The sequence below is a fragment of the Pseudomonas gozinkensis genome, assembly GCF_014863585.1.
GTDB lineage: Bacteria > Pseudomonadota > Gammaproteobacteria > Pseudomonadales > Pseudomonadaceae > Aquipseudomonas > Aquipseudomonas gozinkensis.
Genome location: NZ_CP062253.1, coordinates 2646118 through 2671208, shown reverse-complemented (window position 1 = coordinate 2671208; position 25091 = coordinate 2646118). Strand labels below are relative to the sequence as shown.

Genomic DNA, 25091 nt, shown 5'->3' with positions numbered 1-25091 from the left:
TAAATCGCACTGGTTCGCAAATGCAGCACGAACGGATCAAAGGCCGGTTAAACAGCCTGAAACAATAAAACCGTCGCTGCGCTCAGGCCGAAAAACCGCCAGGACGGTCGCCGATCAAGGCCCCGGCTCATCCGGGAGGCTAACAGTGCCTTTCGGGACCCGATCACCCAGCCGTTTAAAAAGGCGATCAGACAGCCCACCCTTGGTATCATCGCCCACACTTTTATGACGGTTTAATGGCTGGAAGGTCTTTTTTGTGAGCGCTCTTTTTCAACGACTGCGGCACCTGGATGCCCGTCTTCTTTCTCTGATTTTCCTGGTACTGTTCGTGCCGGTGTGCCTTCGCGCGGCACTTGGCTGGTCGAGCCTGTTCGGTTATCTGTCGGATCTGGCCATCGGCAGTCTGCTGGTGGTGCTGTTGCATCGTCGTCCCTGGTGGCTGGCGCTGCCGGTGCTGCTGTTCTGGGGATTGCTGGCGGTGGCGACCGCTGAACTGGTCAGCGCGGTCGGCCGCCTGCCGACCGTGGCGGACCTGCATTACCTGATCGACCCGCAGTTCGTGGAGAACTCCACCGGCGGCGGCTTCGCCCATCCCGGTGTGGCGGTTGCGCTGCTGGTGGCTCTGACGCTGTGGTTGCTGAGTCATTGGACTCAACGCGCGACAACCGCCCCGGCTCTGCCCCGCGCAGCCTGGGCGACGCCGGTGCTGTTGTTCTCCGCATACTGGGGCGCGCAGCACTTAAACCCGAGCGATGCCGATCCGTGGCGTCTGTACAACCTGCCGCACCAGTTGCTGGCCGCGCAGGTCGCCGATGTGCAGATGCAGGCTGAAGAATGGATGGAGGGTGACACCCAAGTCGCTCCGCCGCCGATGGCCGGGCTCACTGATGTTGATCTGAACGGTCACCCGTTGCTGGCGGCCAAGGGCCAGGCGCGCAATGTGCTGATCGTTGCCCTCGAAGGCATTCCCGGCGCCTACATCGGCGCCAATCGCCAAGCCATCGGCAGCCATTATCAGGAAGACCTGATGCCCAACCTCAGCCGCTGGGCCGAGCGCGGCATGAACACCCCGGATTACGTGTTGCACACTCACCAGACCATTCGCGGTCTGTACGCCATGCTTTGCGGCGATTACGACAAGCTCGACAACGGCACGCCCAAAGGCGTGGAAATGCTGACCCAGCACGAGCGTAATCAGGCCTGCTTGCCGGCGCAGTTGCGTCAGCACGGTTTCGCCACGCATTACCTGCAAGGCGCAGGGCTGCGGTTCATGGCTAAAGACAAGATCATGCCGCACATCGGTTTTGACGCGACCCATGGCCTGGAGTGGTTCACCAACGCCAACTACCTGGAATTCCCGTGGGGCAAGGATGACAAGGCGTTTTTCGAAGGCGCGCTGAAATACGTCGGCGACCTGAAAAAACAGAAACAGCCGTGGATGCTCACGCTGCTGACCGTCGGCACTCACCAGCCCTACTCCGCGCCCGAGGAATACTTGCAACGCTACGACACGCCGAAGCAGGCCGCCGTCGGTTATCTGGACGATGCGCTGGAGCAGTTTCTCAGCGGGCTCGAACGCCAGGGCGTGCTGAAAGACACGCTGGTGGTCATCACCTCGGACGAATCCCATGGCATCGACGGTGTGCGCCTCGCGTCGTCCTGGGGCTTCAACCTGACCCTCGCGCCGGAGCAGGCGCAGCTGCCGCGCCTGAACGCCGGGGTCTACGGTCACGTCGATCTGAGCGCGTCGATTCTGGATTACTTCGACTTTCCGGTGCCTTCCGCCCTCAGCGGTCGCTCGCTGTTTCGCGATTACGATTCGGGCCGTGAAATCATGTCGTTCACCAACGGCAAGCTGCGCTATCACGACGGTCGCGGCCTGCTGACTGAATGCGACATGCCGCGCCGCTGCCGCAATTACGCCAGCGAAGGTTTCATCGCCGAAAGCGCCACGTTCAAGGGCAACGCCAGCAGCCAGAACGCCCGGGACATCGCCGCCCGCGCTTCGGCCCTGGACCTGTCGCTGCTGCGTACCCCGCTGAACCAGCGCTACCAGTTCGGCAGCGCCAACGTCATCCCGCTGCAAGCGCAGATCAAGGACGACTGGGCCGACAACCTGATCGGCGCGCAATACCTGGAAATGCCCAAGGGCTCCCACACCCGCGTGCGCCTGACCGTGCGTTCGGTGGATCCGCAGCAGGCGGCGTACATTCAGCTCAAGGCCAAGGAATTCGAACAGGACGTGCAACTGGGCCTGCCGACCGAGATGGTGGCCACGGCGGATCAGCCGCTGGAGATGGATTTCAGCTTCGACAACCCGCAACCGCGCAAAGCGTTTTCGTTTCACTTGTTGGGGTATGGCCTGGGCGCCGTGGAAGTCAGTGATTTCAGCGTGATCACCGAACTGCCGGGGCAACAGGATCTGCTGGACGAGATCCCGGAAGAAGACACCGCTCAATCGAGTTGAGGTGAACGCCAGCGTCGCAACGACGCTGGCGCCTATCCGGTGTGAACGATCAGAACGTTGTGCGCAGACCGACCTGAATGCTGCGCCCTTCTGCCGGCGCAATATCGCGCAGGATCGAGCTGGCATAACGCACGGTCTGATTGGTCAGGTTCTCGGCATTGACGAAGGCCAGCCATTTGCTCTGTCCGACATCAAAGTGATAACCCACATTCGCTCCAAGCGTGGTGTAACCGTCGGTGCTGCTTTCGTTGTCCGGCACCCGGTGCTGGGAACTGGCGTGTTCCACATCGATGCGCGCCTGCCAGCGATCCAGCTCCCACAACAGACCGGTGTTCAACCGCAGCGGTGCGATGCGCGGCAGGTCCTGGCCGTTGTCGAGGTTCTTGGCCCGGGTGTAATCGCCCGACAGCTCCAGCGCAAACTTGCCGTAGGCGTTTTCACCCAGTGTCCAGCGGTCCTGCGCTTCGATGCCACTGAAGCGCGCACGTACGCCAGAGTAGGTGTATTCAGGAATCCCATCGGCGTCCTCCTCCCCTTCTTCGTTGAGCGTGCGCCCCGTCCCGAGCAGGCCGATGTAGTTGGAGAAATGGCTATAGAAGACGCCGACGCTGCCCTTGTGCGTACCGTTGTCGAAACGCAGGGCCAGGTCGCTGGAGACGGCTTTCTCTTTCGACAGCCCCGCATCCCCGACTTCATAAGTGCCGGTGGCGACGTGGGCGCCGTTGGCGTAAAGCTCATAGAACGTCGGCGCGCGTTCGGTGTAGCCCAGCGTTGCAGCGACCGACCAGACCGGCGTCAGCGTGTACACCGCGCCGGATGACAGGCTGCCGGCGGTGAAACTGCTGGAGCGATCGGCATTGGCGAAACGCTCGTTGCCCTTGGCGTCCGGGTCGACCGTGGTGTGTTCGAGGCGTCCGCCGAGGGTGAACAGCAGACGATCGGTGGCTTGCAGCTCTTCGAGAATGAACAGTGCACCGGCGTCGGTATCGGTGTGCGGCACGAACGCTTCTTCGCCCAGCGCCGAGAACTCGTTGCGACTGACCTGCGCACCAATCACCCCGTTGAACGGCCCCAGCGGCTGATGCCGTGCCTCGACCCGCGCCTCGTAGCCTTTGTTCTTGAATGTGGTGCCAACCTCGCCGCCCTCGATTTCCCGGTGCTGGTAATCGGTGTAGCCGGCGTCGAATTTGACCGAGCTGAACGGGCCTTCGAGGTTGCGGATTTCGGAGGCGAACGCGTAGTGCTCCTGCTCCATGCGGATGCGCACATCGTCTTCGGCCGGCGAGCCATAGTTGGAGTCGTAATTGCTGTACGACAGCCCCGCGTAACCGTCATCCCAGGTGTACGACCCGCCCACCGCCCCGCCATCCTGACGACCGTCGCTGTTGGCCAGCCGATGCTTCTTCGAATCGCCATCGTCGTTCGCCCGTTCACGACCGGTCTTGGCGTAGCCGGGAATCTTCAGGTCATTGAACTCACGGGCGCTGGCATCCAGGTGCAAGGCAAACTGGCCGTTACCGGCTTCGAGTTTGCCGGCGCTGCTGCGAGTGGTGTCGGCGCCGCCGTAGCGCAACTCGCCGGCACCATGAATGCCTTCGATGGCTTCGGTCGGGATACGGTTGTCGAAGGTGTTGACCACCCCGCCGATGGCGCTGCCGCCATACAGCAACGCTGCCGGGCCACGGACGATTTCGATGCGCTCGACGTTGACCGGGTCCAGCGGCACTGCGTGATCGTAGGACAGCGACGAGGCGTCCAGCGCGCCGACGCCGTTGCGCAGGATGCGGATGCGATCGCCGTCTTGCCCGCGAATGATCGGGCGACTGGCACCCGGGCCGAAGTAGGACGACGACACACCCGGCTGCTTGTTCAGGGTTTCGCCGAGGCTGCCCTTTTGCTGCAGCGTCAGGTCATCGCCGCTCAACACGGTCGAAGGCGAAGCCAGGGTCTGACTGCCCAGCGGATTGCCGGTGATGACTTGCGGTTGCAGTTCCAGCGGGTCGGCGGCGAATGCAGGCGAAGCGATCAGCAGCGCCGAGGCCATGAGCGTCAGGCGGGGTTGGAAGGTGTGGAAACGGGAAGGCATTTCAGAAATCCGTCAGGCAGAAAAGTGAGGATCGATGCCGGCGCTACAGAGGGTGTGTTGCCGGCATCGATCAGATGAAATCATTTTTATGTTATACAATAACATTTCTAATAACCATCACGTTTCTTCCACAAAATTGCAATCCATCGCTCAAGCACGGGCATTTCAGCGCCCTGCCCTGCGCCGGGTCACAACACTTCGCGTAAGAGACTGCGCCTATCAGGCACCAATAGTCGGCCTATTAGCTGACTCGCCGAGTCGGGTCTAGCCTTACTACTCCGAAGTCGGCACGAGCCGGCCGCAGAAGACCTGATAAGGACCCGAACATGGCAAATGAATCGAAATGCCCGTTCAATCACGCCGCCGGCGGTGGCACGACGAACCGCGATTGGTGGCCGAATCAACTGAACCTGAAAATCCTGAGTCAGCACTCGCCCGCATCCGATCCGCTGGGCAAGGACTTCGACTACGCCAAGGCTTTCAAAAGCCTGGATTTCCAGGCCCTCAAACGCGATCTGACGGCGCTGATGACCGACTCCCAGGAGTGGTGGCCAGCGGACTTCGGCCACTACGGCCCGCTCTTTATCCGCATGGCCTGGCACAGCGCCGGTACCTATCGCACCGCTGACGGCCGTGGTGGCGCAGGCTCCGGCCAGCAACGCTTCGCCCCGCTCAACAGCTGGCCGGACAACGTCAGCCTCGACAAGGCCCGGCGCCTGCTGTGGCCGATCAAGCAGAAATACGGCCGCAACATTTCCTGGGCCGACCTGATCGTTCTCACCGGCAACGTCGCGCTGGAATCCATGGGCTTCAAGACCTTCGGTTTCTCCGGTGGCCGCGCGGACGTCTGGGAGCCGGACGAAGACGTGTACTGGGGTTCGGAAAACAAATGGCTGGGCGGCGACAACCGCTACGGCAAAGACCCGGAATCCATGCAGCCGCCGGGCGAAGGAACACTGGTCGCGGAACCCGCAGAACACGGCAACGAGGAAAGCCGCACCAATCAGGGCGAACGCAACCTCGAGAACCCGCTCGCTGCCGTGCAGATGGGCCTGATCTACGTGAACCCGGAAGGCCCGGAAGGCAATCCCGACCCGGTGGCCTCGGCCAAGGATATCCGCGAAACCTTCGGCCGCATGGCCATGAACGACGAGGAAACCGTCGCCCTGATCGCCGGCGGCCACGCGTTCGGCAAAACCCACGGTGCCGGCCCCGCCGATAACGTCGGCCCGGAACCGGAAGCCGCTGGCCTCGAAGAACAAGGCCTGGGCTGGAAAAGCACCTTCGGTACCGGCAAGGGCGCCGACACCATCACCAGCGGCCTGGAAGTGACCTGGACCACCACCCCGACCAAGTGGAGCAACAACTACCTGGAAAACCTGTTCGGCTTCGAGTGGGAACTGACCAAGAGCCCGGCCGGTGCCCATCAGTGGAAACCGAAAAACGGCGCCGGGGCCGGCACCATTCCCCACGCTCACGACCCGAACAAACGCATCGACCCGACCATGCTGACCTCCGACCTGGCCCTGCGTTTCGACCCGGCCTACGAGAAGATTTCGCGGCGTTTCCTGGCCAATCCCGATCAACTGGCCGATGCCTTCGCCCGCGCCTGGTACAAGCTGATTCACCGTGACATGGGCCCGCTCTCGCGCTATCTCGGCCCGGAATTGCCCAATGAAGAACTGCTGTGGCAAGACCCGATTCCAGAAGCCAATCACCCACTGATAGGCGACGCCGATGTCACCGCACTGAAAGGCAAAGTACTGGCGTCGGGGCTGTCCGTTTCGGAACTGGTCTCCACTGCCTGGGCGGCCGCCTCGACCTTCCGGGGTTCGGATAAACGCGGCGGCGCCAATGGCGGGCGTCTGCGTCTGGCACCGCAGAAGTTCTGGCAGGCCAACCAGCCGGAGCAACTGGACAAGGTGCTGAAAGTCCTCGAAGGCATTCAGAACGAGTTCAACGCCGGAGCGGCAGGCAAGCAAGTCTCACTGGCGGACCTGATCGTGCTGGCCGGTAATGCCGGGGTCGAACAGGCTGCGAAAAATGCCGGCCATTCGGTCACGGTGCCCTTCTCGCCCGGCCGTACCGATGCGACTCAGGAGCAAACCGACGTCGAATCGTTCGGTTTCCTTGAACCGCACACCGATGGCTTCCGCAACTACGCCGCCAACACCTATCGCGTGCCGGCCGAAGCGTTGCTGATCGACAAGGCGCAACTGCTGACACTTTCGGCACCGGAACTGACTGTACTGATCGGCGGCCTGCGGGTGCTGGACACCAACGTCGGCAAATCCAAACACGGTGTGTTCACCGACAAACCCGGCTCACTGACCAACGACTTCTTCCGCAACCTGCTGGACATGGGCGTGGAATGGAAACCGACATCGAAAACCGAGTTCGAAGGCCGCGACCGCAAGACCGGCAACGTGAAATGGACGGCGACCCGGGTCGATCTGGTGTTCGGTTCCAACGCGGTACTGCGGGCGTTGGCAGAGGTGTATGCCAGCTCCGATGCGAAGGAACAGTTCGTCACGGACTTCGTTGCTGCGTGGGCAAAGGTGATGGATCTGGATCGGTTTGATCTGAAGTAACTGAGGAAACGCAAAACAACTGTGGGAGCGAGCTTGCTCGCGAATGCGGTAGTTCAGACGACATCTCCTTGTCTGATACTCCCTCTTCGCGAGCAAGCTCGCTCCCACATTTTTAAGCGGTGCTATCCCAGCTTACGCAAGGCTTTTGCTGACCACTTCGTACACATCACTGGACAGCTGACCGGACGCGAGAATCCGCTCCAGCTCCGCCTTCATCAATGCCTGACGAGCGCCGTCATACTTGCGCCAGCGAGTCAGCGGCGCCAATTGACGCGAAGCGATCTGCGGGTTGAAGCCATTCAGCTCGATCACCAGATCCGCGAGGAAACGATAGCCCGAGCCATCCGCCGCATGGAAGTTGATCAGATTCTGCCCGGCGAACGCACCGACCAGCGCACGCACCTTGTTCGGGTTCTTGATGTTGAACGCCGGGTGCTGCATCAGCGCCTTCACGCGTGCCAGACCGCCTGGCAAGGTGCTGCCGGCCTGCACGCTGAACCACTGATCCATGACCAGCGGATTGTCCTTGAAGTGCTCGGCGAAACTGGCCAGCGCCTTGGCCTTCTCGTCTTCGAACGGCGAGTTGACCAGCACCGCGAGTGCGGTCAGACGTTCGGTCATGTTGTCGGCACTGTCGAATTGCTCCAGCGTCGCCGCCAACACTTCCGGTTTGCCGCTGAGCATCAGGTACGACAAGGCAATGTTCTGCAACGCGCGACGGGCGAAGTGCTCGGCCTCGGCCACGTACGCGGTTTGCTTGGACAGGTCACGGTTGGCCTGGTAACGCAACCACAGCGCTTCGAACAAACCTTCCGAAAGTTGCTTGCGGGCGAACTCGCGGGCGTTATGGATCGCATCGACGTCAGCCGTTTCGCTGATTTCCGTCAGATAGGCCTCACCCGGAAGCGAGAGCATTTCCGCGACCATCGCCTGATCCAGCGACTCGTCAGACAGCACGGTGCGCAGCGCGGAAACCAGACGTGGATCGAGCACCAGGCTTTCGCCCTTCTGCTGCTGGCCGATCAACTCTTGCAGCACCTGCACCGACAGTTGCTGGCCGGCATCCCAGCGGTTGAAACCGTCGCTGTCGTGCTGCATCAGGAACATCAACTGATCGCGGTTGTACGGGAAGCTCAGCTTCACTGGCGCCGAGAAGCCACGCAGCAAGGACGGCAGCGGTTGTTCGGCGATGTCGACGAAGGTGAAGGTCTGCTCGGCTTCGGTCACCGAGATCACTCGGCTAGTGCCTTGCGCCGAGGCTTCGCCGGCCAGACGCAGGGCAATCTCGTTGCCCTGGCTGTCGAGCAGGCCCAGTTCCACCGGGATCACGAACGGCAGCTTTTCAACCTTGTCCGGGGTTTCCGGACAGCTCTGACGGAACGTCAGGCTGTAGGTTTTCGCGGCGGCGTCGTAAGACTCGCTCACCGCCAGACGCGGCGTACCGGCCTGGCTGTACCAGCGCTTGAACTGGGTCAGGTCGACGCCATTGGCATCTTCCATGGCCTTGATGAAGTCATCGCAGGTCACGGCTTGGCCATCATGACGTTCGAAGTACAGGTCACTGCCCTTGCGGAAGCCTTCGGCGCCCAGCAGCGTGTGGATCATGCCGACCACCTCCGAGCCCTTTTCGTACACGGTCAGGGTGTAGAAGTTGGAGATCTCGATGAAGCTGTCCGGGCGCACGGCGTGGGCCATGGGACCTGCATCTTCGGCGAACTGGTGGGTACGCAGGTACGCCACGTCCTGAATGCGCTTGACCGTGGCCGAGTTCATGTCGGAGGAGAAACCGGCGTCGCGGAACACCGTGAAGCCTTCCTTCAGCGACAGCTGGAACCAGTCGCGGCAGGTCACGCGGTTGCCCGACCAGTTGTGGAAGTATTCGTGGGCGACGATCGCCTCGACCCGCTGGTGCGCGGCGTCGGTGGCGGTTTCGGCGCGGGCCAGCACGGCGCTGGAGTTGAAGATGTTGAGGCCCTTGTTCTCCATCGCGCCCATGTTGAAGTCGTTCACGGCGACGATCATGAAGATATCCAGATCGTACTCGCGACCGTAGACCTCTTCGTCCCAGCGCATCGACTTCTTCAGGCTGTTCATGGCGTGCTGGCACTTGTCGATGTTTTCCGGCTCGACGTAAATGCGCAGCGCCACGTTGCGCTTGGTCATGGTGGTGAAGCTGTCTTCAACGCACCACAAGTCACCGGCCACCAGCGCGAACAGGTACGCCGGTTTCATGAACGGGTCCTCCCAGGTCGCCCAGTGCCGGCCGTCTTCGCCGGGGCCGCTGGCGATCGGGTTGCCGTTGGACAGCAACACCGGATAGCTGTGCTGCTCGGCGACCACGGTGGTGGTGAACTTGCTCATCACATCCGGGCGGTCGAGGTAATAGGTGATCTTGCGGAAACCTTCCGCCTCGCACTGGGTACAGAACATCGTCCCAGACTTGTACAGGCCTTCCAGTGCGGTGTTGGTTTCCGGGTGGATCCTGACGCTGGTATCGACCGTGAAGGTTTCGCTGGCCGGTTGCAGGGTCAGGTGATTTTCAGTCAGTTGGTAATCGCCGGCGCTCAGTTCCTGGTCTGCCAGGGTCACCGAGAGCAATTCCAGCTGCTGGCCGTCGAGCACCAGCGGCGGCAGGCCCGGGCCACGGGCCGGGTTGCGGCGCATCACCAGTTGCGCGTGGACCAGACTGTGGTCCTCGAACAACTCGAAGGTCAGGTGTGTTTCGTCGATCAGGTACTCGGGCGCCTGATAGTCCTTCAGGTAAATCATCTTCGGTTGTTCGGTGCGCATGCTGAAGTCCTTATTGATGCACGGCGAGCTGATAGGCCGTGTACTTGCGAATGTTGATCACGCCGGTGTCGAAGATCAGGTACTGGCCCTTGATCCCCAGCAGCGTGCCTTCGGCAATCGGGTTCTTGTCCAGGTTGAAGCTGACGATCTTGGCCGGGTACTGCTCGACCGGATAACGGATTTCCAGCGGCTGGACGTCGGTGACCGGCTGAATCGCCTGCAGACCGAAACGTTCCTGCAAGCCTTGCAGACCTTCGGCGCAACTGGCGAACAACTGATCACGCACCTGCGCCAGATCCACCGCGGCCGCATCGCCCTTGAGCAAGGCGCGCCAGTTGGTCTTGTCCGCCACCTGACTGCGGAACAGGTCTTCGACGAAGCCCGACTGCTGCCGTGTGGAAACGCGCATGATCGGCAACGCCTGACTGGCGCCCTGATCGAGCCAGCGGGTCGGCAACTGGGTGGCGCGGGTGATGCCGACCTTGATCCCTGACGAATTGGCCAGGTAGACGACGTGGTCGGTCATGCAAAACTTCTCGCCCCACGCCGGTTCACGGCAAGTGCCGGCCTCGAAGTGGCAGCGTTCCGGGCTCATGATGCAGATGTCGCACTGAGCCAGTTTGGTCATGCACGGGTAGCAGTAACCCTGACTGAAACTGGTCTTGGTCTTGCGCCCGCAATGGGTGCAGTGGATCGCCCCCAGGTATTCCAGACGCACCGTGCTGCCGATCAACGGGTTGACCGGCACCTCGACGTCATCCAGACGAAACGCGTACTGCACGTTCGGCCCGTCCAGGCGCGCCGACATTTTGCTGATTGCACCGCGGCCGATCTCGATCAATGGATGGCGTCCGACTTGAACAGAATGTTCGGCACTTCGATCGACTTCGACGCACATTCCTGCGGGCCCATGTAACCGGTGCGTTCTTCCTCGGGCAGGTTCTGCATTTCCCAGGCGATCATCGCCTGCAACGACAGTTCACGCTGTTCGGCGGTGAGCTTGCCACCGTCCGACCACTTGCCGATCTCTACGGCCAGTTTCAGGCTCTGGTAGATGTCGGGGGTGATGTTCTTGATCAAATCGTTAAAAGAGGACATCAGGGTCTCCGTGCTCTTTATTCAAAAAATTCAGGCGGCCAGTTTACGGCGGTTGTACAAACCGCCCAACAAACCGGTGAAGCATCCGATGAGTAACCCGCCGACGTGGGCGGCGTTGGCAATTTCGCCGAAACCGATCATCGAGATCAGCCCCGACATGCAGACCAGCAACCACACCAGCATCATCACCAGCACGCCGCGCGGCAGACGATAGGCCGGGTTCGGCGCCAGCAGCTGGAAGATCCAGCAGTGACCGAGCAGCCCGTAAAGCACGCCGGACAAGCCGCCGAACAGGCTCGGGCCGCCCCACGCGAACTGCGCATAGTTGGAAACGAGGCCGAACAGCAGCGTCAGGCCGATCAGGTTGACGCTGCCCTGGCGCGACTCGATGCGCCGCCCCAGTTCCCAGTACCACATGCCGTTCATGGCCAGGTGCAGGATGCCGAAGTGAATCAGCATCGGCGTGAACAGGCGCCACCACTGCCCCGCCGCCAGGCTGTCGGCCAGCGGTGTGAAGTGGATGTAGTCGCCGACCACGCGGAAATCAAGGAAGGTCAGCCAGCGCATCGTCTCGAGGTTATCGCCGAGAAAGGTCAACCCGCCGACGATCAGGCTCAGCAGCAGAATGAACCCGGTGGCTTTGGCATGTTTCAGTTGCTCGGCGAAGCTCGGGCGCTTGAACGTCGGCGCCACCGGAATTTCCAGCTGCTGATCCGGGTCACCCGCCGGGAAACGCTCGTATAGCGAACGCACGTCGTCGCTGATTTCCGAGGGCACCCACAACACCTGCTCGCCCGCCTCTTCGCTGACGCGATGGGGCACTTGCATGCGTTGCAGCAGTTTGACGAACCCACTCAGGTCCGCCGCCAACGGCAAACGCAAAACGGCTATGGCACTCATCGCAGCACCTCCGGCCGCTCGACGTCGACCCAGACAAATTTATGCGGATCGAGGCGGGTTTCCTGATCCAGACGATAGGCCACCAGCTTGCCGTACAGCACTGCGCTGTAATCCAGGCACGCGAGGTTCGGCCGGATCGGCGCCGGTTTGCCGCTGCGCCAGTAGTGGCCGACGAACAGCAATGGCTCATCGACGCCGTAGCGCAGCAGGGAATTCTTTTCGCTGGAGGTCAGCGGCTTCTGCGCCACCGGTTCCGGCAGTGCGTCGGGCTGGAACACGATGTCGCCATAGGTTTGCGGGTCGTCTTCCCAGAACTTTGTGCGGAAGAACGAACGCACCAGGCCGTCGCCGCTGGTCATGGTCAGGCCATCTGGCAGACGCATGTCGGTACCGCGCAGCAGGCGATCGAACACGGTGCAGGCGAAACTGCCCGGCACCGCCGACGCCTGGAGGAAGTGTTCGTCGATGCAGCCATTGGGGAACAGCGCGCGCAGCGGCTCGATCAGGCCTGCATCCCAACAGGCATGCACGACCCGGAAGCGTCCGGCGTCGACGAACAGCGGCAACTTGTAGAACCACCGCTGAAAGTCGTGCCAGTCGCCCGGGTGGCCTTCGAACTGGGTCAGGGTTTCATGCAGCAGACGGGCATGGCGCGGGGTGTGTTCACGCACGAATTGCTTGCCGCTGCCCGGAGGCGCCGGGGTGCTCCAGCCGAGCGCGTTGAACTCGTGGTTGCCCATGATGCACAACGCCTGACCGGCCTCGACCATGTCGTGGACGATGTGCAGCGCCTCGCGAATCCGCGGGCCACGGTCGATGATGTCGCCGACGAACACGGCCATGCGCGATGGATGCCGCCAGACCCCGCCCTGCTTGTGGTAACCGAGACGGTCCAGCAGGTGTTCCAGGGTCAGGGCGCATCCGTGCACGTCACCAATCAGGTCATAACTGCGCGCGGGATCGAGCATCAGTCGCCTCCACCACCCAACTTGCTGCCCCAGCCGAGCTTGGTCCGGCAGACTTCGTAGTAGTTGTGGTCGAGCGGATGGATCAGCCGCAGCTTCTGCGCTTTCTTGCTGACGGTGATGGTGTCGCCCGGCGCGCAGGTGAAGTGGTTCTGCCCGTCGCAGGAGACCTGCGGGTAGATCTGCATATCTTTGGACACGACGATTTTCAGCTCACTGTTGCCATCGACCACAATCGGCCTGCCCGACAAGGTATGGGGGTACATCGGCACAATCACAATAGCGTCAAGCTTGGGATGCATGATCGGGCCGCCAGCGGACAATGCGTACGCGGTGGAACCGGTCGGGGTGGCGACGATCAGGCCGTCGGCTTTCTGGCTGCAGACGAACTGGCCGTCGATGTACAGCTCGAACTCGATCATCCGCGTCGACTTGCCCGGGTGCAGCACCACGTCGTTCAGCGCGTCGCCCTGGCCGATGGCCTCGGCGTGGCGGCGGACTTCGGCCTGCAGCAGGAAGCGGTTTTCCACCAGATAATGGCCGTCGAGCACTTCGGCGACCTTGATTTCCAGCTCGTCGGGGCGGATGTCGGTGAGAAAACCGAGGCTGCCACGGTTGATCCCGAGCACCGGAATATTGTGCTTGGCCAGTGCCCGCGCGGCGCCGAGCAGGCTGCCGTCACCGCCGACCACAATGACCATGTCGCAGACTTCGCCGAGCATCTTGCGCGACGAGGTTTGCAGGCCATGGCCCGGCAGGACTTCGGCGATGGTGTCTTCGAGAATCACATGCAGGTGACGATCGAGCAGGAAGCGTTTCAGTCGGCGGACGGTATCCAGCACCTGGGAGCTGCCCAGGCGACCGATGATGCCGATATTACGAAATTGCTCCATGGGACTCCTGCGGGGGACTGAGGCGGCGAAAAGCACGATTATGGGCGAAAGCGCCGGATAGACAAAATCCTTTCAGCCCCGAGGATGCACCGGTGTTTGAGGCTATGCTCGCAAGATGATCCTATTTCCCGATTTGCTGCAGTTGCCCCATCAATTACGTCACCCCGAGGTGCGTGATCTGGCGTGGGTGATCCTCGCCCCGCCGATGCTCGCCGCCACCCCGTGGCCGCAGCGCCATCCGCTGGCGGGCAGCGAATGGGTCAGTGACCCCGAACGTCTGGAACACTGGTTGCGCCAGCTCGACCGCGACAGTTACGGCCTGCTGCACTGGCTGTCCCAGGCCCGCACCCGGCGCCTGGGCCTGTATTACGAGCGGTTGTGGCAATTTGCGGTGGAACACGCGCCGGGCATCGAGCTGATCGCGGCCAACCTGCCGATCCGCCGCGAAGGCCACACCCTCGGCGAGCTGGACATGCTGCTGCGCGACCGCGACGGCGTGCATCACCTGGAACTGGCGATCAAGCTCTACCTCGGCCCGCAGAACGGCGACGGTCATGATCCGGCGTCGTGGCTGGGGCCGGGTTGTCATGATCGGCTGGATCGCAAACTGGCGCATTTGAGCGAGCATCAGCTGCCGATCTCCGCGCGCCCGGAAAGCCGCGAAGTGCTGGCGGCGCTGGATGTCGGGTCGTTCAGTGCGCAATTGTGGCTTGGCGGGTATCTGCTGTACCCATGGCCCGGTCAGTCCGTGCCGCCCAGCGGCGCCCACCCGCAGCATTTGCGCGGCAGCTGGCTGCATCAGAAAGACTGGCCGGCGTTCGTCGCCCAGCGCCCAGCCGGACGCTGGCAACCCCTGCCCCGCCACGCCTGGCTGGCGCCGGCGCACTACCCGGCGGACCAGACCTGGAGCAATGGGCATTTGCAGGCCTGGCTCGATGAACTCGAACCGCTGGCGCCGGCGCAACTGATGGTGCGCCTCACCGAAAACGCCCTGGGCGAGTGGGAAGAGGCCGAGCGGCTGTTTCTGGTGTCGGATCTGTGGCCGAATGTGCCCGGCCAATCCTGATTTCTGTGGCACCTGAGCCGGCCCTTTCGCGAGCAAGCTCGCTCCCACAGGTTATGCGGTAAACACTGGACCTGTGGGAGCGAGCTTGCTCGCGATTGAAGCCAACTGGTTCTAAAGGGATAACCGCACGGCGAGCGCCGCCAGGGTGACCAACAGAACCGGCACCGTCAGCACGATCCCGACCTTGAAGTAATACCCCCAGCCGATCTTGATGTTCTTGCGCTCCAGCACATGCAGCCAGAGCAAGGTCGCGAGACTGCCGATCGGGGTGATTTTCGGCCCCAGGTCGCTGCCGATCACGTTGGCGTAGATCATCGCTTCCTTCACCACACCACTGGCCTGACTGGCATCGATCGACAGCAGCCCGATCAGCACCGTCGGCAGGTTGTTCATGATCGACGACAGCAAGGCCGTCAGCACCCCGGTGCCCATCGCCGCGCCCCACACACCGTAACCGGCGAACACATCGAGCCACCCGGCCAGATAATCGGTGAGCCCGGCATTGCGCAGACCGTAGACCACCAGGTACATGCCCAGCGAAAAAATCACGATCTGCCACGGCGCCTCTTTCATCACCTTGCGCGTGGAAATCTTGTGTCCGCGCGCGGCAATCGCCAGCAACAGCGCCGCGCACACCGCCGAGATTGCGCTGATCGGAATCCCCAGCGGTTCCAGCGCGAAACAGCCGATCAACAGAATCAGCAACACCGCCCAACCGGCGTAGAACGTGGCTTTGTCGTGGATGGCGGTTTCCGGGTGCTCAAGCTGTTCAGGGTCGTAGTTCTTGGGAATGTCACGGCGAAAGAACCACAGCAACATGCCCAGTGTGGCCGCGACGCTGACGAAGTTGACCGGCACCATCACCGCCGCATAGCGGTTGAAGCCGATGTGGAAGAAGTCGGCCGAGACGATGTTCACCAGGTTCGACACCACCAACGGCAGGCTCGCGGTGTCGGCAATGAACCCCGCGCCCATGACGAACGCCAGGGTCGCCGCCGGGGAAAAACGCAGGGCCAGCAGCATGGAAATCACGATGGGCGTGAGGATCAACGCAGCGCCGTCGTTGGCGAACAGCGCCGACACCAGCGCGCCGAGCAGCACCATGAAAGCGAACAGCTTGCGCCCGCTGCCCCGCCCCCAACGCGCCACGTGCAACGCGGCCCAGGCAAAAAAACCGGCTTCGTCGAGCAGCAGACTGATGATGATCAGCGCCACGAACGTGCCGGTGGCGTTCCAGATGATTTGCCACACCAGCGGGATGTCGCTGAGGTGCACCACGCCGAACATCAGCGCGACGATGGCGCCGAACGTTGCACTCCAGCCGACCCCGAGGCCTTTGGGTTGCCAGATCACCAGGGTAATGGTCAGCAGGAAAATCAGTGACGCAGCGAGCATTCGCGACAGCCTTCAATCAGGTTAGAAAAACAAGCCACAACAAAATACCTGTGGGAGCGAGCTTGCTCGCGATGGCGGCGTGTCATTCAACTGAAGTGTCAGCTGATACACCGATATCGCGAGCAAGCTCGCTCCCACAGGGTATCGATCTTGTCAGAAAATTCAGTGGATCACTTCTTGTGCTGCGCCACCCACTCGCCAAAGGCATTGATGAAGCTTTGCAGGAACGGCTTCACCGATTCGTTCAGTTTCCCTGCCTCGTCGAACGCCGTGCCCGCGCCGCCCAGGTAGGCTTCCGGCTGCTGCATGCACGGCACGTTGAGGAAAACGAAGGACTGACGCAGATGCTGGTTGGCACCAAAACCGCCGATGGCACCCGGCGAAACGCTGATCACCGCCCCCGGCTTGCCGCTCCAGACACTCTTGCCATAGGGCCGGGAACCGACGTCGATCGCGTTCTTCAAAGGCGCCGGCACCGAGCGGTTGTACTCCGGGGTGACAAACAGCAGAGCGTCGGATGAACCCACTTTTTGCCGGAAAGTGCTGTAGGCTGCCGGCGGTGAATCGCCGTCGATGTCTTCGTTGTAGAGTGGCAGATCGCCAATTTCGACAATGTTCAGCTTGAGATTGGCCGGTGCCAGTTCCGCCAGCGCCAGGGCGACCTTGCGGTTGATGGACGCCTTGCGCAGGCTGCCGACCACTACTGCGACGTTATACACATTGCTCATTGGAAGACTCTCGACTGTCCGTGGGAGGAGCCAACAGTTATAGATGATCCGATGACGATTCCACCAGACGTCGAAGGTTATTTCCCGCGTCTGGAATATTTTTTTCCTGTAGGAAAACTTACCAAGCTCGATGACGGTCTACCAAGCCGCAAATCAAGCGTTTTATCTCCAGAGGTTCTAAGCAGATGGCAGCAGTACTCGTCGGTCAGTTCCATGCAAGAGATGCGGAAGGCCGCGTTTATTCCGTGCATGAGTTCCAGGAATCCAACCCGTCGGCAGACGGTTTCACCGGCACGGAGCCCGTTACCACCTACAAACTGGCGATTGGCGACCGCGTCAACAAGATCGACGACAACGAGTTTTTGCTGGTTCAGTCGGGCATCACCCTGATCCGCGAACCCGAGCCATCGGTCGCTTCATAACCGATCGTTATGAGCAGAAGTCATCCGCGCCGAGTTGGGGTAGGATTCAGCCACTGACCCCAACGGCCGGACATGGACTTCACGCATGCGTTTACGTCATATCGAAGTGATTCAGGCGCTGTTGCAGACCGGTCACGTGGGCACCGCCGCCGAATGGCTGCAACTACCGGCGCCCGAGGTCGAGGAGCGTTTGCGCGAAGCCGAGAGTCAGCTCGGGTTCATGCTGTTCGCCAGCGTACGCGGACGACTTCAGCCGACCCCGGAGGCCCGGGCGCTGCAAGTCGAGATCGGCCACATCTATGAAGCGCTGGAGCCGGTGCAACGGCTGGCCAGCAGCCTCAAGCAATACCTCGCCCCACCCCTTCGGATCATCGGCACTCCGCCGCTGGCCCAGCAACTGCTGCCGCAAAGTCTCGCCGCCCTGCGCCGGCGCCTGCCCGACGTGCCCTGCACCCTGCTCAGCGAACCGACCCGCGACATCGTCCGCCACCTGCTATTGCGTGATAGCGATCTAGGGCTGAGCCTGCACGATCCGCAACACCCCGATATCCATTGCCAGCCGCTGGCCCAGGGCAAATTGCAACTGCTCGCGCCCCACGGCTGGCTGCAACCGAAGCAAAAGTACATTTCGCTGCAGGATCTGGCCGGCCAGGCGATGGTCGGCCTCGAAGGTCAGGACCCGTTGAGCCCGGCGCTGGAAAACAAGCTCCAGGCCCTGCGCCCGGCGCCAACCGTTCAGACACGGGTGCAGACCCACCAGATGATGCGCAGCATGGTCGAGTCTGGCGAAGGTCTGGCGATCGTCGACCCGTTCACCGCCCTCGGTGCACGGGCGGGCGGCCTCGACGTCTGCCCGTTGTCGCCGGCGGTGCCGATCAGCCTCTATGCCCTGACCTTCAAACACGCCACGCCGTCAGCGGCGATTCAGACACTGCTCGGAATCGTCACGGAACAAGCCGAGGCGATGCTGGCGAACTGATCGGATGCTCCAGCGGGTTATCGAACAATCGATACCAGAACAACGCTACTTCGGCGGTGTTCGGATCGATGCCGCGGTAACGCAGGTGGTCGATTCCGCCGATGACATAGCCGCAACGCTCATACAGGCGGCAGGCGCCGAGGTTGTTGTTCTGGGTTTCCAGCATGATTCCCGGCAGCTTTTTCTTGCGGCTCCAGAACTGCGCCACATCCAGCAAGGCCTTGGCCACACCATGGCGCCGCGCCGGGGCGTGCACCGCCAGTTCATCGATATGGGCGAAGCCGTTCCAGTTGGTGCTGATCACCAGATGACCGACCGGCTCGTCCTCCAGATACGCCATGAAGATCGCGCTGTCGGCGGCATCGCGAAAACTGCTGAATTCCTCCGGATCGATGCCGTAGCACTTGCGATACGGCACGATGGGCGTCACGGCCCACTGCGCCACGGGTTTGCCGATTTCGGCCGCGCCGTAGGCGGCCACCTCGAAGCTGAAATCGCTGCCCCAGATATACGCGGCAAAACCATCGTCGGCGACCCGCACCGACAACCCTGGGTATTTCGGATTCATGACCGGTTGCATACTCGGAAAAGCCCTCATTCCTTGACGCAATCGACGGTGTATTGCCGCCCATTGCCCTCATCTTCGTGTTGCAGACCGTGTACATCGACCACGAACCCCGGAAACGTTGCGTCGAACGTGCGGGCAAACCTGAGGTATTCGATGATCGAGCGCGTGGATTCGGTAAAACGCTCGCCGGGCATGATCAGCGGAATGCCCGGCGGGTACGGCACCAGCATCACCGCCGCCACCCGGCCTTCCAGCTCATCGATCGGCACCGCCTCGACTTCGCCGCGCACCAGTTGGTCGTAAGCATGGGCCGGTTTCATGGCGATCTCCGGCAGCACGGTGTACATGCGCTTGAGGTGTTTGGCGGTGGCGTTGCTGCGGTAGCAGGCATGGAGCTGATCGCACAGATCGCGCAGGCCCATGCCGCGATAGCGCGCGCTGTCTTCCTGGGCGACACACTTGAGGCAGGTATCGAGGCTGACGTTGGCGTCGTAGCTGCGCTTGAACTCCAGCAATTCGGTCAGCAGCGTGCTCCACTTGCCCTTGGTGATGCCCATGGAGAACAGCACCAGAAACGAATACAGCCCGGTTTTCTCCACCACCAGTCCGCGCTCCCAGAGAAAGCGGCTGACCACGGCCGCCGGGATTCCCTTGTCGCTTAAGGCGCCGCCGGCGGTCAGCCCCGGCATGACCAAAGTCACCTTGATCGGGTCGAGCAACACATAGTCGTCACTGACTTCGCCGAAACCATGCCAGTCCGCATCGGGCTGCAGCAGCCAGTCCTCGGTCTGCACCCGGTCGATGCCCTCGACGCCCGGCGGCTGCCAGATCGAGAACCACCAGTCATCAGCGGCGATGTGCTGGCGCAGATTGGCCAGCGCCCGTCGAAAGCTCAGGGCTTCGTCGAAGGTTTCCTGCAACAGCGAGCGGCCGGCCGGGCCTTCCATCATCGCCGACGCCACGTCCAGCGAGGCGATGATGCTGTACTGCGGCGACGTCGAGATGTGCATCATGAACGCTTCGTTGAACCGGTCGCGATCCAGCTGCCGCGCGCCGCCGTCCTGCACATGAATCATCGAAGCCTGACTGAACGCCGCCAGCAGTTTGTGGGTGGAATGGGTGGTGAACACCAGCGGGCTGTCTTCACTGCGCGAGGTGGCCATGCCGTAACGGCCGGCAAAGAATTCGTGAAACGCCGCGTAGGCGTACCAGGCTTCGTCGAAATGCAGGACTTCAACGCTATTGCCCAAGCTCTGCTTGATCAGCTCGGCGTTGTAGCAGAGGCCGTCGTAGGTCGAGTTGGTGATCACCGCCAGTTTGACTTTCGGCTCGCGCCCCTTGGTCAGCGGGCTGGCATCGATCTTGGCCTGGATCGATTCGCGACTGAATTCACTGAGCGGAATCGGGCCGATAATGCCCAGCTCATTACGTTCCGGGCACAGATACAGCGCAATCGCGCCGGTCATGATGATCGCGTGCAACACCGACTTGTGGCAGTTGCGATCCACCAGCACCAGATCATCGCGCCCGACCATCGAGTGCCAGACGATCTTGTTGGCGGTCGAGGTGCCATTGATCACGAAAAAGGTGTGATCGGCACCGAAATTGCGCGCTGCCCGCGCTTCTGCCTCGGCCAACGGCCCGGTGTGGTCGAGCAACGACCCCAGCTCCGGCACCGACACCGACAAGTCCGAACGCAGGGTATTTTCCCCGAAGAACTGGTGAAACGCCTGCCCCACCGGACTCTTGTGATACGCCACCCCGCCGCCATGCCCGGGAGTGTGCCAGGAATAGTTGGAATCGGCGGTGTGCTGCACCAGCGCCTTGAAAAATGGCGGCAACAGTCCGTCCAGATATTTGCGCGCCGCCCGCGCCACCTGCCGGGCGAGAAACGGCACCGTGTCTTCAAACAGATAGAGAATGCCGCGCAACTGATTGAGCTCGGCCATGGCATCGGCCGGGGCATTCTCCAGGGTGACTTGCTCGCCGAGGGCAAAGATCGGCAGATCCGGCGCCCGCACCCGGGCCAGACCGATCAGTTCGGCCATGTTCTGCAACAAATGGGAGTTGGTGCTGGCGTCTTCGGCGGCGATCAGCATGCATGCCAGACCATGGTGGGTCGACGCCACCAGCCGGCCTTCGGTGTAGTCCGTGGCCGAAACGATACTGAAACCTTCCAGCTCCAGCTCTCGGGCGATTCCGCGGATGCGGTCACCGGCAACCGTATCGGCCTTGATGTCACGGTGGACGATCAATACCGGGAACTTCAGATCTTTGTACATGGGGCTCAGTGTCCTGAGGCGGCGGAGAGTGATCTGCCAATGTCCTCAGGGTAGAGGGTCGGAGCCGATGTGGCGAGGGTGGCCAGTTGTCAGTACTGCCAAAAACAAAGGATCGTCCGGACACGGCTTGGGTGTCCGGACGATCCTTTTGTGCATTACGCCTGGGCTTCGGCTTCCAGCAACTGAGTCCACAGCGCCGGGGCGCCCGCCGACTTGGCGATGATCTCGAGCCGCACCTGATGTTCGGCCAGCTCGGCCTCGGTGGCGCGGATGATCCGTCCCGGTTGGCGATCTGCCGGCAGACGGCGGATTTCGGTCGCGGAGTTGTCCGCGCCTTCGCCCGTGCCATTGCCGTCGGAGGCGTTGCCGGCCAGCGACAGGCTGGTCTGGCCACCGGTCATGGTCAGATAGACGTCGGCGAGAATCTCCGAGTCGAGCAATGCGCCGTGCAGCTCACGGCCGGAGTTGTCGACGCCGTAGCGTTTGCACAGGGCATCGAGGCTGTTGCGCTGACCCGGGTGACGTTCCCGGGCCATCATCAGGGTGTCGAGGATCGTGCAATGCTGCGTGATGTCCGCGCGATCCTGCTGGCCCATCAGGGCGAATTCGTTGTTGATGAAGCCAACGTCGAACGCCGCGTTATGGATGATCAGCTGCGCGCCGTTGATGAACTCGAAGAACTCGTCGGCCACTTCGGCGAAACGCGGCTTGCCGACGAGGAATTCGTTGGTGATGCCGTGAACGCCGATCGCGCCCTCGTCACTCTCGCGGTCCGGTTGCAGGTAAACGTGAAAGTGCCGGCCCGTCAGGCGTCGACCGATCAGCTCGACACAACCGATTTCGATAATCCGGTGGCCGTCGGTCACCGGCATGCCGGTGGTTTCGGTATCGAGTACTACTAACCTGTTAACCATAAAGAGTAAATAACCTCGACCTTGAAGCCCTATGGTAGCAGCCCTTGAGGGCAAACTGCTTCCAAAATCCGGCTAAAAAATGTAAAAACCAAAAATGAAAAATACAAAGTCCGATCAAAAACGTAAACAGACACTGAAGGTGAAGGATCACATTGCCAGGAACGGCAGGCGATTCTCCCTCCTTTATGATACCGATGGTGACGGTTTTCCGCTGTTCTATCCAACAGCCTACACGAGCCTTCGGACGGCCAGCCTGACCGCGAACACTCAAAGGGCGAACCTGTACGTCCTGAAAAGCCTGTACACCTGGGCTGATGAGCAAGGCATAGACCTTGAGCTACGGTTCGCCACCAAGAAGCTTCTGTCCTTGCCAGAAGTGGAGTCTCTGACCCAGCACATCTCGGTTAGCAGCCGCGAGGATGATGGCTCTCAGGTGACGGGCAGACGCATCAACAACTCGCTGAAGGTGCTTGCCCTCTATCTGTCCTGGCTCTTTGGGCGCCTCACCCAAGACTCGAACGCACCGGAAAACTATGCGCTCATCGAAAAGCTTGAGAAGAGCCTGCTGGAACGTAAGGTCAAGTCTGGTTCCCCAGCAGCTGCAAAACAAAAGCAGATCGACAAAAAGCTGAATGAGGTCACTCGCGAAGCGCTGCTGGAGATGTTCTCCAATCCATACGATGACGATGCGACCGCATTTGATAAGGGCATTGCCTTTCGCAACACTCTGGCACTCTACATTCTTTACGACTCAGGCATGAGGGCTGGAGAGCTTTTAAGCCTGAAGTTAGAGCATTTCCTTCCCGCCCGGGGTGGTGATCATGCCTACCTTGTTGTTGAGCGCAACCATGATGATCGTTACGACCGCCGTCAAATGCAGCCTGTCGCAAAGACATTAGGCCGAGACATCGCAATCTCTCCCGAACTTGAAAAGATGATCCTTGAATATTTGGGGACTTGGCGTGCCGACATTCCAAATGTGGGGTTTGAGAAGACCGCTTTCATTTTCGTAAAGCATAAAAAGGGAGAGGGCCAAGGACGAGAGATCACTCTGAATACTTTCAGGGCTGCTCTCACAGAGATGATCAAAAAAGACGCGCGTCTGAGGCATCTTCACCCCCACTTGCTTCGTCATGACTGGAACTATCGCTTCTCTCTTAAGTGTGAGGCAGAGGGCGTGAGTGAGGCGAAAGAACGTTCTGACAGGGAGTATCTCATGGGGTGGGCACCAGGATCAGAATCCGCCAAAATCTATGATCGTCGTTACGTGCGCGAGTCCGCATTTAAAACAGGTTTGGCAATTGCTGAAGATACAGCAAAAAACAGTAAAAGCAGGAAGAACAAATGAGCGCCCGTGAAAAACTTGAAGCCTCGGCACAGATCCTGGCCACACTTGAAGAATTTGACAAAAGCAGCGTTAAAAACAAAAGAGGCTATATCGCCGAGTTCAACGATGACCATCTAAATCTGGTCGGCCACTATGGAATGAAGATCACTTCGATTCTCACCATGGACGATAAAACCGTTGAGGGTTTTAAATCAATGGTAATAACTATTGGCCGCACTGGAAAACTGTCCGCTAGCACAATGCGTAATGGGATTCGTTGCCTAGCAAAGGTTTTGCGAATAAACCCGACATCAACGTTCACACCGGAATCTTATTCGAAACTTATTGGTGATGAAAACGACAAAACGACCAATGACATCGGAAACTTGCTAATCACCTGGCACTCACTTGGCATCGCTGGTGTTAGTGACGAGGTGATTGACACGGTTCATAGACTACACCGACCCTATCATAAGCCGAACAGTAGAGCCGTCGCGGGAAATATCGATACAGGCTGGTACTCGGAACAAGAGTACGATGACTTGGTCAGTACGATGTGGCACGACTATGGCACAGGTCAGGTTAGTCTACAAAACAGCGTAGCTACGCTATTGAATGCTCAATACGGCAGACGCCCCAAACAACTTTCACACTTAAAGAATAGGGATTTTGAGTCATCGGGGTCAACCTTTGGGGTCTCTGGAAAGCGCGTATCCTTTCCTAGCGTAAAAGATGAGCACTCCGGAGAGTTTCGCGACGGAAAATTTGAAGTTCACCCAATGGGCGATGACCTCTGGGATATCTGCCAACTTCAAATTAAAAACTCCATCGAAGCCTTTGAGCATTTTTTTGGAAAAACCTTAAGCGAGATCGAACGAGGCCAGCTTCCTTTTTTTCTTACACTTGAGAAGTGGGCGCTTAGAAAAAGAAAAAAGCTGGCAGATAAATATGCTACTGGCGACGAATACTACTACTCGTTGATCTGGCATAAAAGCGCGTCATCAATCTCCCAGATCCTTCTAAGGAAAGATGGTAGCCCTGTATTCTCCGAGAGGACAGGAGAATTACTTCACGAGTTTGCATATCGGATGCGGCATACGCGAGCCCGTCAACTGGCAAGGTTGGGAGTGCCGAGAAAGGTTCTTCAGTATTGGTTGGGCCACGAGTCCCCAATTTCTCTCGATTCTTACTATGACGATCCAGCTGAACGCGCGCGAACCCTCAACAACGACGTCGGGACGCTGCTAGCTCCTCTGGCACAAGCATTCAGCGGCGTAATCAGGGATGACGAGTCCCACGCCATTCGAGGCGATGATCCGACCAGCCGAATTGAGTTGGATGGACGCAAGGGTGTGGGCACTTGCGGCGAATCAGGATTTTGCTCCGCTTCGGTGCCGATCCCCTGCTACCGGTGCAACAAATTTCAGCCCTGGGTTTACGGGCCGCACGAAGAGGTATTGATTCGGCTCATTGATCGCCAAGAAGAAGAAAACAACATCCACTTGCCGAGCAAGTCGCGCCGCATATTGGCACCTCTTCAGCTTGACAAGGACATCAGGGCCGTAAAAACGGTTATTGCATTGTGCGAGAAACGCAAAGCCGAATTGGAAAAAAAATAAA

Annotated in this window: 19 protein-coding genes; 7 read left to right on the top strand and 12 right to left on the bottom strand. The window is 60.4% G+C overall.

All coding sequences use genetic code 11. The features are described 5' to 3' along the window. Positions 1–256: 256 nt before the first annotated feature. A complete protein-coding gene (locus IHQ43_RS11980) occupies positions 257–2467 on the top strand; it encodes an LTA synthase family protein (protein WP_192564520.1) in 2211 nt (736 codons plus the stop codon). Positions 2468–2516: 49 nt separating this feature from the next. Here IHQ43_RS11980 and IHQ43_RS11975 read toward each other — a convergent pair whose 3' ends face one another. Beyond that, positions 2517–4553 (bottom strand): TonB-dependent receptor, encoded by a 2037-nt coding sequence (locus IHQ43_RS11975; RefSeq protein WP_192564519.1) that lies wholly within the window; start codon positions 4551–4553, stop codon positions 2517–2519. Between the two features lie 326 nt (positions 4554–4879). On the opposite strand from IHQ43_RS11975, the gene katG reads away from it, so the two are divergent. Then, complete coding sequence (gene katG / locus IHQ43_RS11970) at positions 4880–7144, top strand: catalase/peroxidase HPI (RefSeq protein ID WP_192564518.1); 2265 nt, start codon at positions 4880–4882, stop codon at positions 7142–7144. Positions 7145–7276: 132 nt separating this feature from the next. Here katG and pepN read toward each other — a convergent pair whose 3' ends face one another. The 6 genes from pepN to IHQ43_RS11940 are packed head-to-tail and all read right to left on the bottom strand — an operon-like array spanning position 7277 to position 13790. Beyond that, positions 7277–9934 carry an aminopeptidase N gene (gene pepN / locus IHQ43_RS11965; protein ID WP_192564517.1) on the bottom strand — a complete coding sequence of 886 codons (2658 nt, stop codon included), beginning with the start codon at positions 9932–9934 and terminating at the stop codon, positions 7277–7279. 10 nt (positions 9935–9944) lie between these two features. Beyond that, entirely contained in the window at positions 9945–10775 is an 831-nt protein-coding gene (locus IHQ43_RS11960; protein WP_192564516.1) for a DUF2797 domain-containing protein, read from the bottom strand. Continuing rightward, complete coding sequence (locus IHQ43_RS11955; protein WP_007956913.1) at positions 10772–11032, bottom strand: YeaC family protein; 261 nt, start codon at positions 11030–11032, stop codon at positions 10772–10774. The genes IHQ43_RS11960 and IHQ43_RS11955 overlap by 4 nt, the downstream gene beginning before the upstream one ends. A gap of 30 nt (positions 11033–11062) precedes the next feature. Then, complete coding sequence (locus IHQ43_RS11950; RefSeq protein WP_192564515.1) at positions 11063–11932, bottom strand: rhomboid family intramembrane serine protease; 870 nt, start codon at positions 11930–11932, stop codon at positions 11063–11065. After that, on the bottom strand, positions 11929–12903 hold the full coding sequence (locus IHQ43_RS11945) for a metallophosphoesterase (RefSeq protein ID WP_425220303.1): 975 nt from the start codon (positions 12901–12903) through the stop codon (positions 11929–11931). The genes IHQ43_RS11950 and IHQ43_RS11945 overlap by 4 nt, the downstream gene beginning before the upstream one ends. Then, entirely contained in the window at positions 12900–13790 is an 891-nt protein-coding gene (locus IHQ43_RS11940) for an NAD(+) kinase (protein WP_011333623.1), read from the bottom strand. Before IHQ43_RS11940 ends, IHQ43_RS11945 begins: the two co-directional genes overlap by 4 nt. A 115-nt stretch (positions 13791–13905) precedes the next feature. Between IHQ43_RS11940 and IHQ43_RS11935 the strand changes: the two genes are divergently transcribed. Continuing rightward, complete coding sequence (locus tag IHQ43_RS11935) at positions 13906–14856, top strand: DUF1853 family protein (RefSeq protein WP_192564513.1); 951 nt, start codon at positions 13906–13908, stop codon at positions 14854–14856. 111 nt (positions 14857–14967) lie between these two features. Here the strand turns inward: IHQ43_RS11935 and IHQ43_RS11930 are convergent, their stop codons facing one another. Both IHQ43_RS11930 and IHQ43_RS11925 read right to left on the bottom strand, forming a co-directional pair. Beyond that, positions 14968–16251 (bottom strand): arsenic transporter, encoded by a 1284-nt coding sequence (locus IHQ43_RS11930; RefSeq protein WP_192564512.1) that lies wholly within the window; start codon positions 16249–16251, stop codon positions 14968–14970. Positions 16252–16421: 170 nt separating this feature from the next. Continuing rightward, the gene (locus IHQ43_RS11925; protein WP_007956924.1) at positions 16422–16979 is read right to left on the bottom strand and encodes an NADPH-dependent FMN reductase; all 558 of its coding nucleotides are present in this window, start codon (positions 16977–16979) and stop codon (positions 16422–16424) included. A 185-nt stretch (positions 16980–17164) separates the two neighbouring features. On the opposite strand from IHQ43_RS11925, the gene IHQ43_RS11920 reads away from it, so the two are divergent. Continuing rightward, positions 17165–17401, top strand: a complete 237-nt coding sequence (locus IHQ43_RS11920) for a hypothetical protein (RefSeq protein WP_007956926.1) — start codon at positions 17165–17167, stop codon at positions 17399–17401. Between the two features lie 85 nt (positions 17402–17486). After that, the gene (locus tag IHQ43_RS11915) at positions 17487–18380 is read left to right on the top strand and encodes a LysR family transcriptional regulator (protein ID WP_192564511.1); all 894 of its coding nucleotides are present in this window, start codon (positions 17487–17489) and stop codon (positions 18378–18380) included. On the opposite strand, the gene IHQ43_RS11910 is transcribed toward IHQ43_RS11915, so the two are convergent. The 3 genes from IHQ43_RS11910 to dnaQ form a co-directional block, all read right to left on the bottom strand. Continuing rightward, positions 18346–18960 (bottom strand): GNAT family N-acetyltransferase, encoded by a 615-nt coding sequence (locus IHQ43_RS11910; protein WP_039770802.1) that lies wholly within the window; start codon positions 18958–18960, stop codon positions 18346–18348. The two genes, IHQ43_RS11915 and IHQ43_RS11910, sit on opposite strands and share 35 nt — an antisense overlap. Before the next feature lie 14 nt (positions 18961–18974). Next, the gene (locus IHQ43_RS11905; RefSeq protein ID WP_192564510.1) at positions 18975–21230 is read right to left on the bottom strand and encodes an Orn/Lys/Arg family decarboxylase; all 2256 of its coding nucleotides are present in this window, start codon (positions 21228–21230) and stop codon (positions 18975–18977) included. Between the two features lie 155 nt (positions 21231–21385). Next, a complete protein-coding gene (gene dnaQ / locus IHQ43_RS11900; protein ID WP_192564509.1) occupies positions 21386–22144 on the bottom strand; it encodes a DNA polymerase III subunit epsilon in 759 nt (252 codons plus the stop codon). A gap of 94 nt (positions 22145–22238) precedes the next feature. On the opposite strand from dnaQ, the gene IHQ43_RS11895 reads away from it, so the two are divergent. Together IHQ43_RS11895 and IHQ43_RS11890 are read left to right on the top strand one after the other, a co-directional pair. Further along, on the top strand, positions 22239–23492 hold the full coding sequence (locus tag IHQ43_RS11895) for a site-specific integrase (protein WP_192564508.1): 1254 nt from the start codon (positions 22239–22241) through the stop codon (positions 23490–23492). Then, on the top strand, positions 23489–25090 hold the full coding sequence (locus tag IHQ43_RS11890) for a site-specific integrase (protein WP_192564507.1): 1602 nt from the start codon (positions 23489–23491) through the stop codon (positions 25088–25090). Before IHQ43_RS11895 ends, IHQ43_RS11890 begins: the two co-directional genes overlap by 4 nt. The last annotated feature ends 1 nt before the right edge of the window (position 25091 follow it).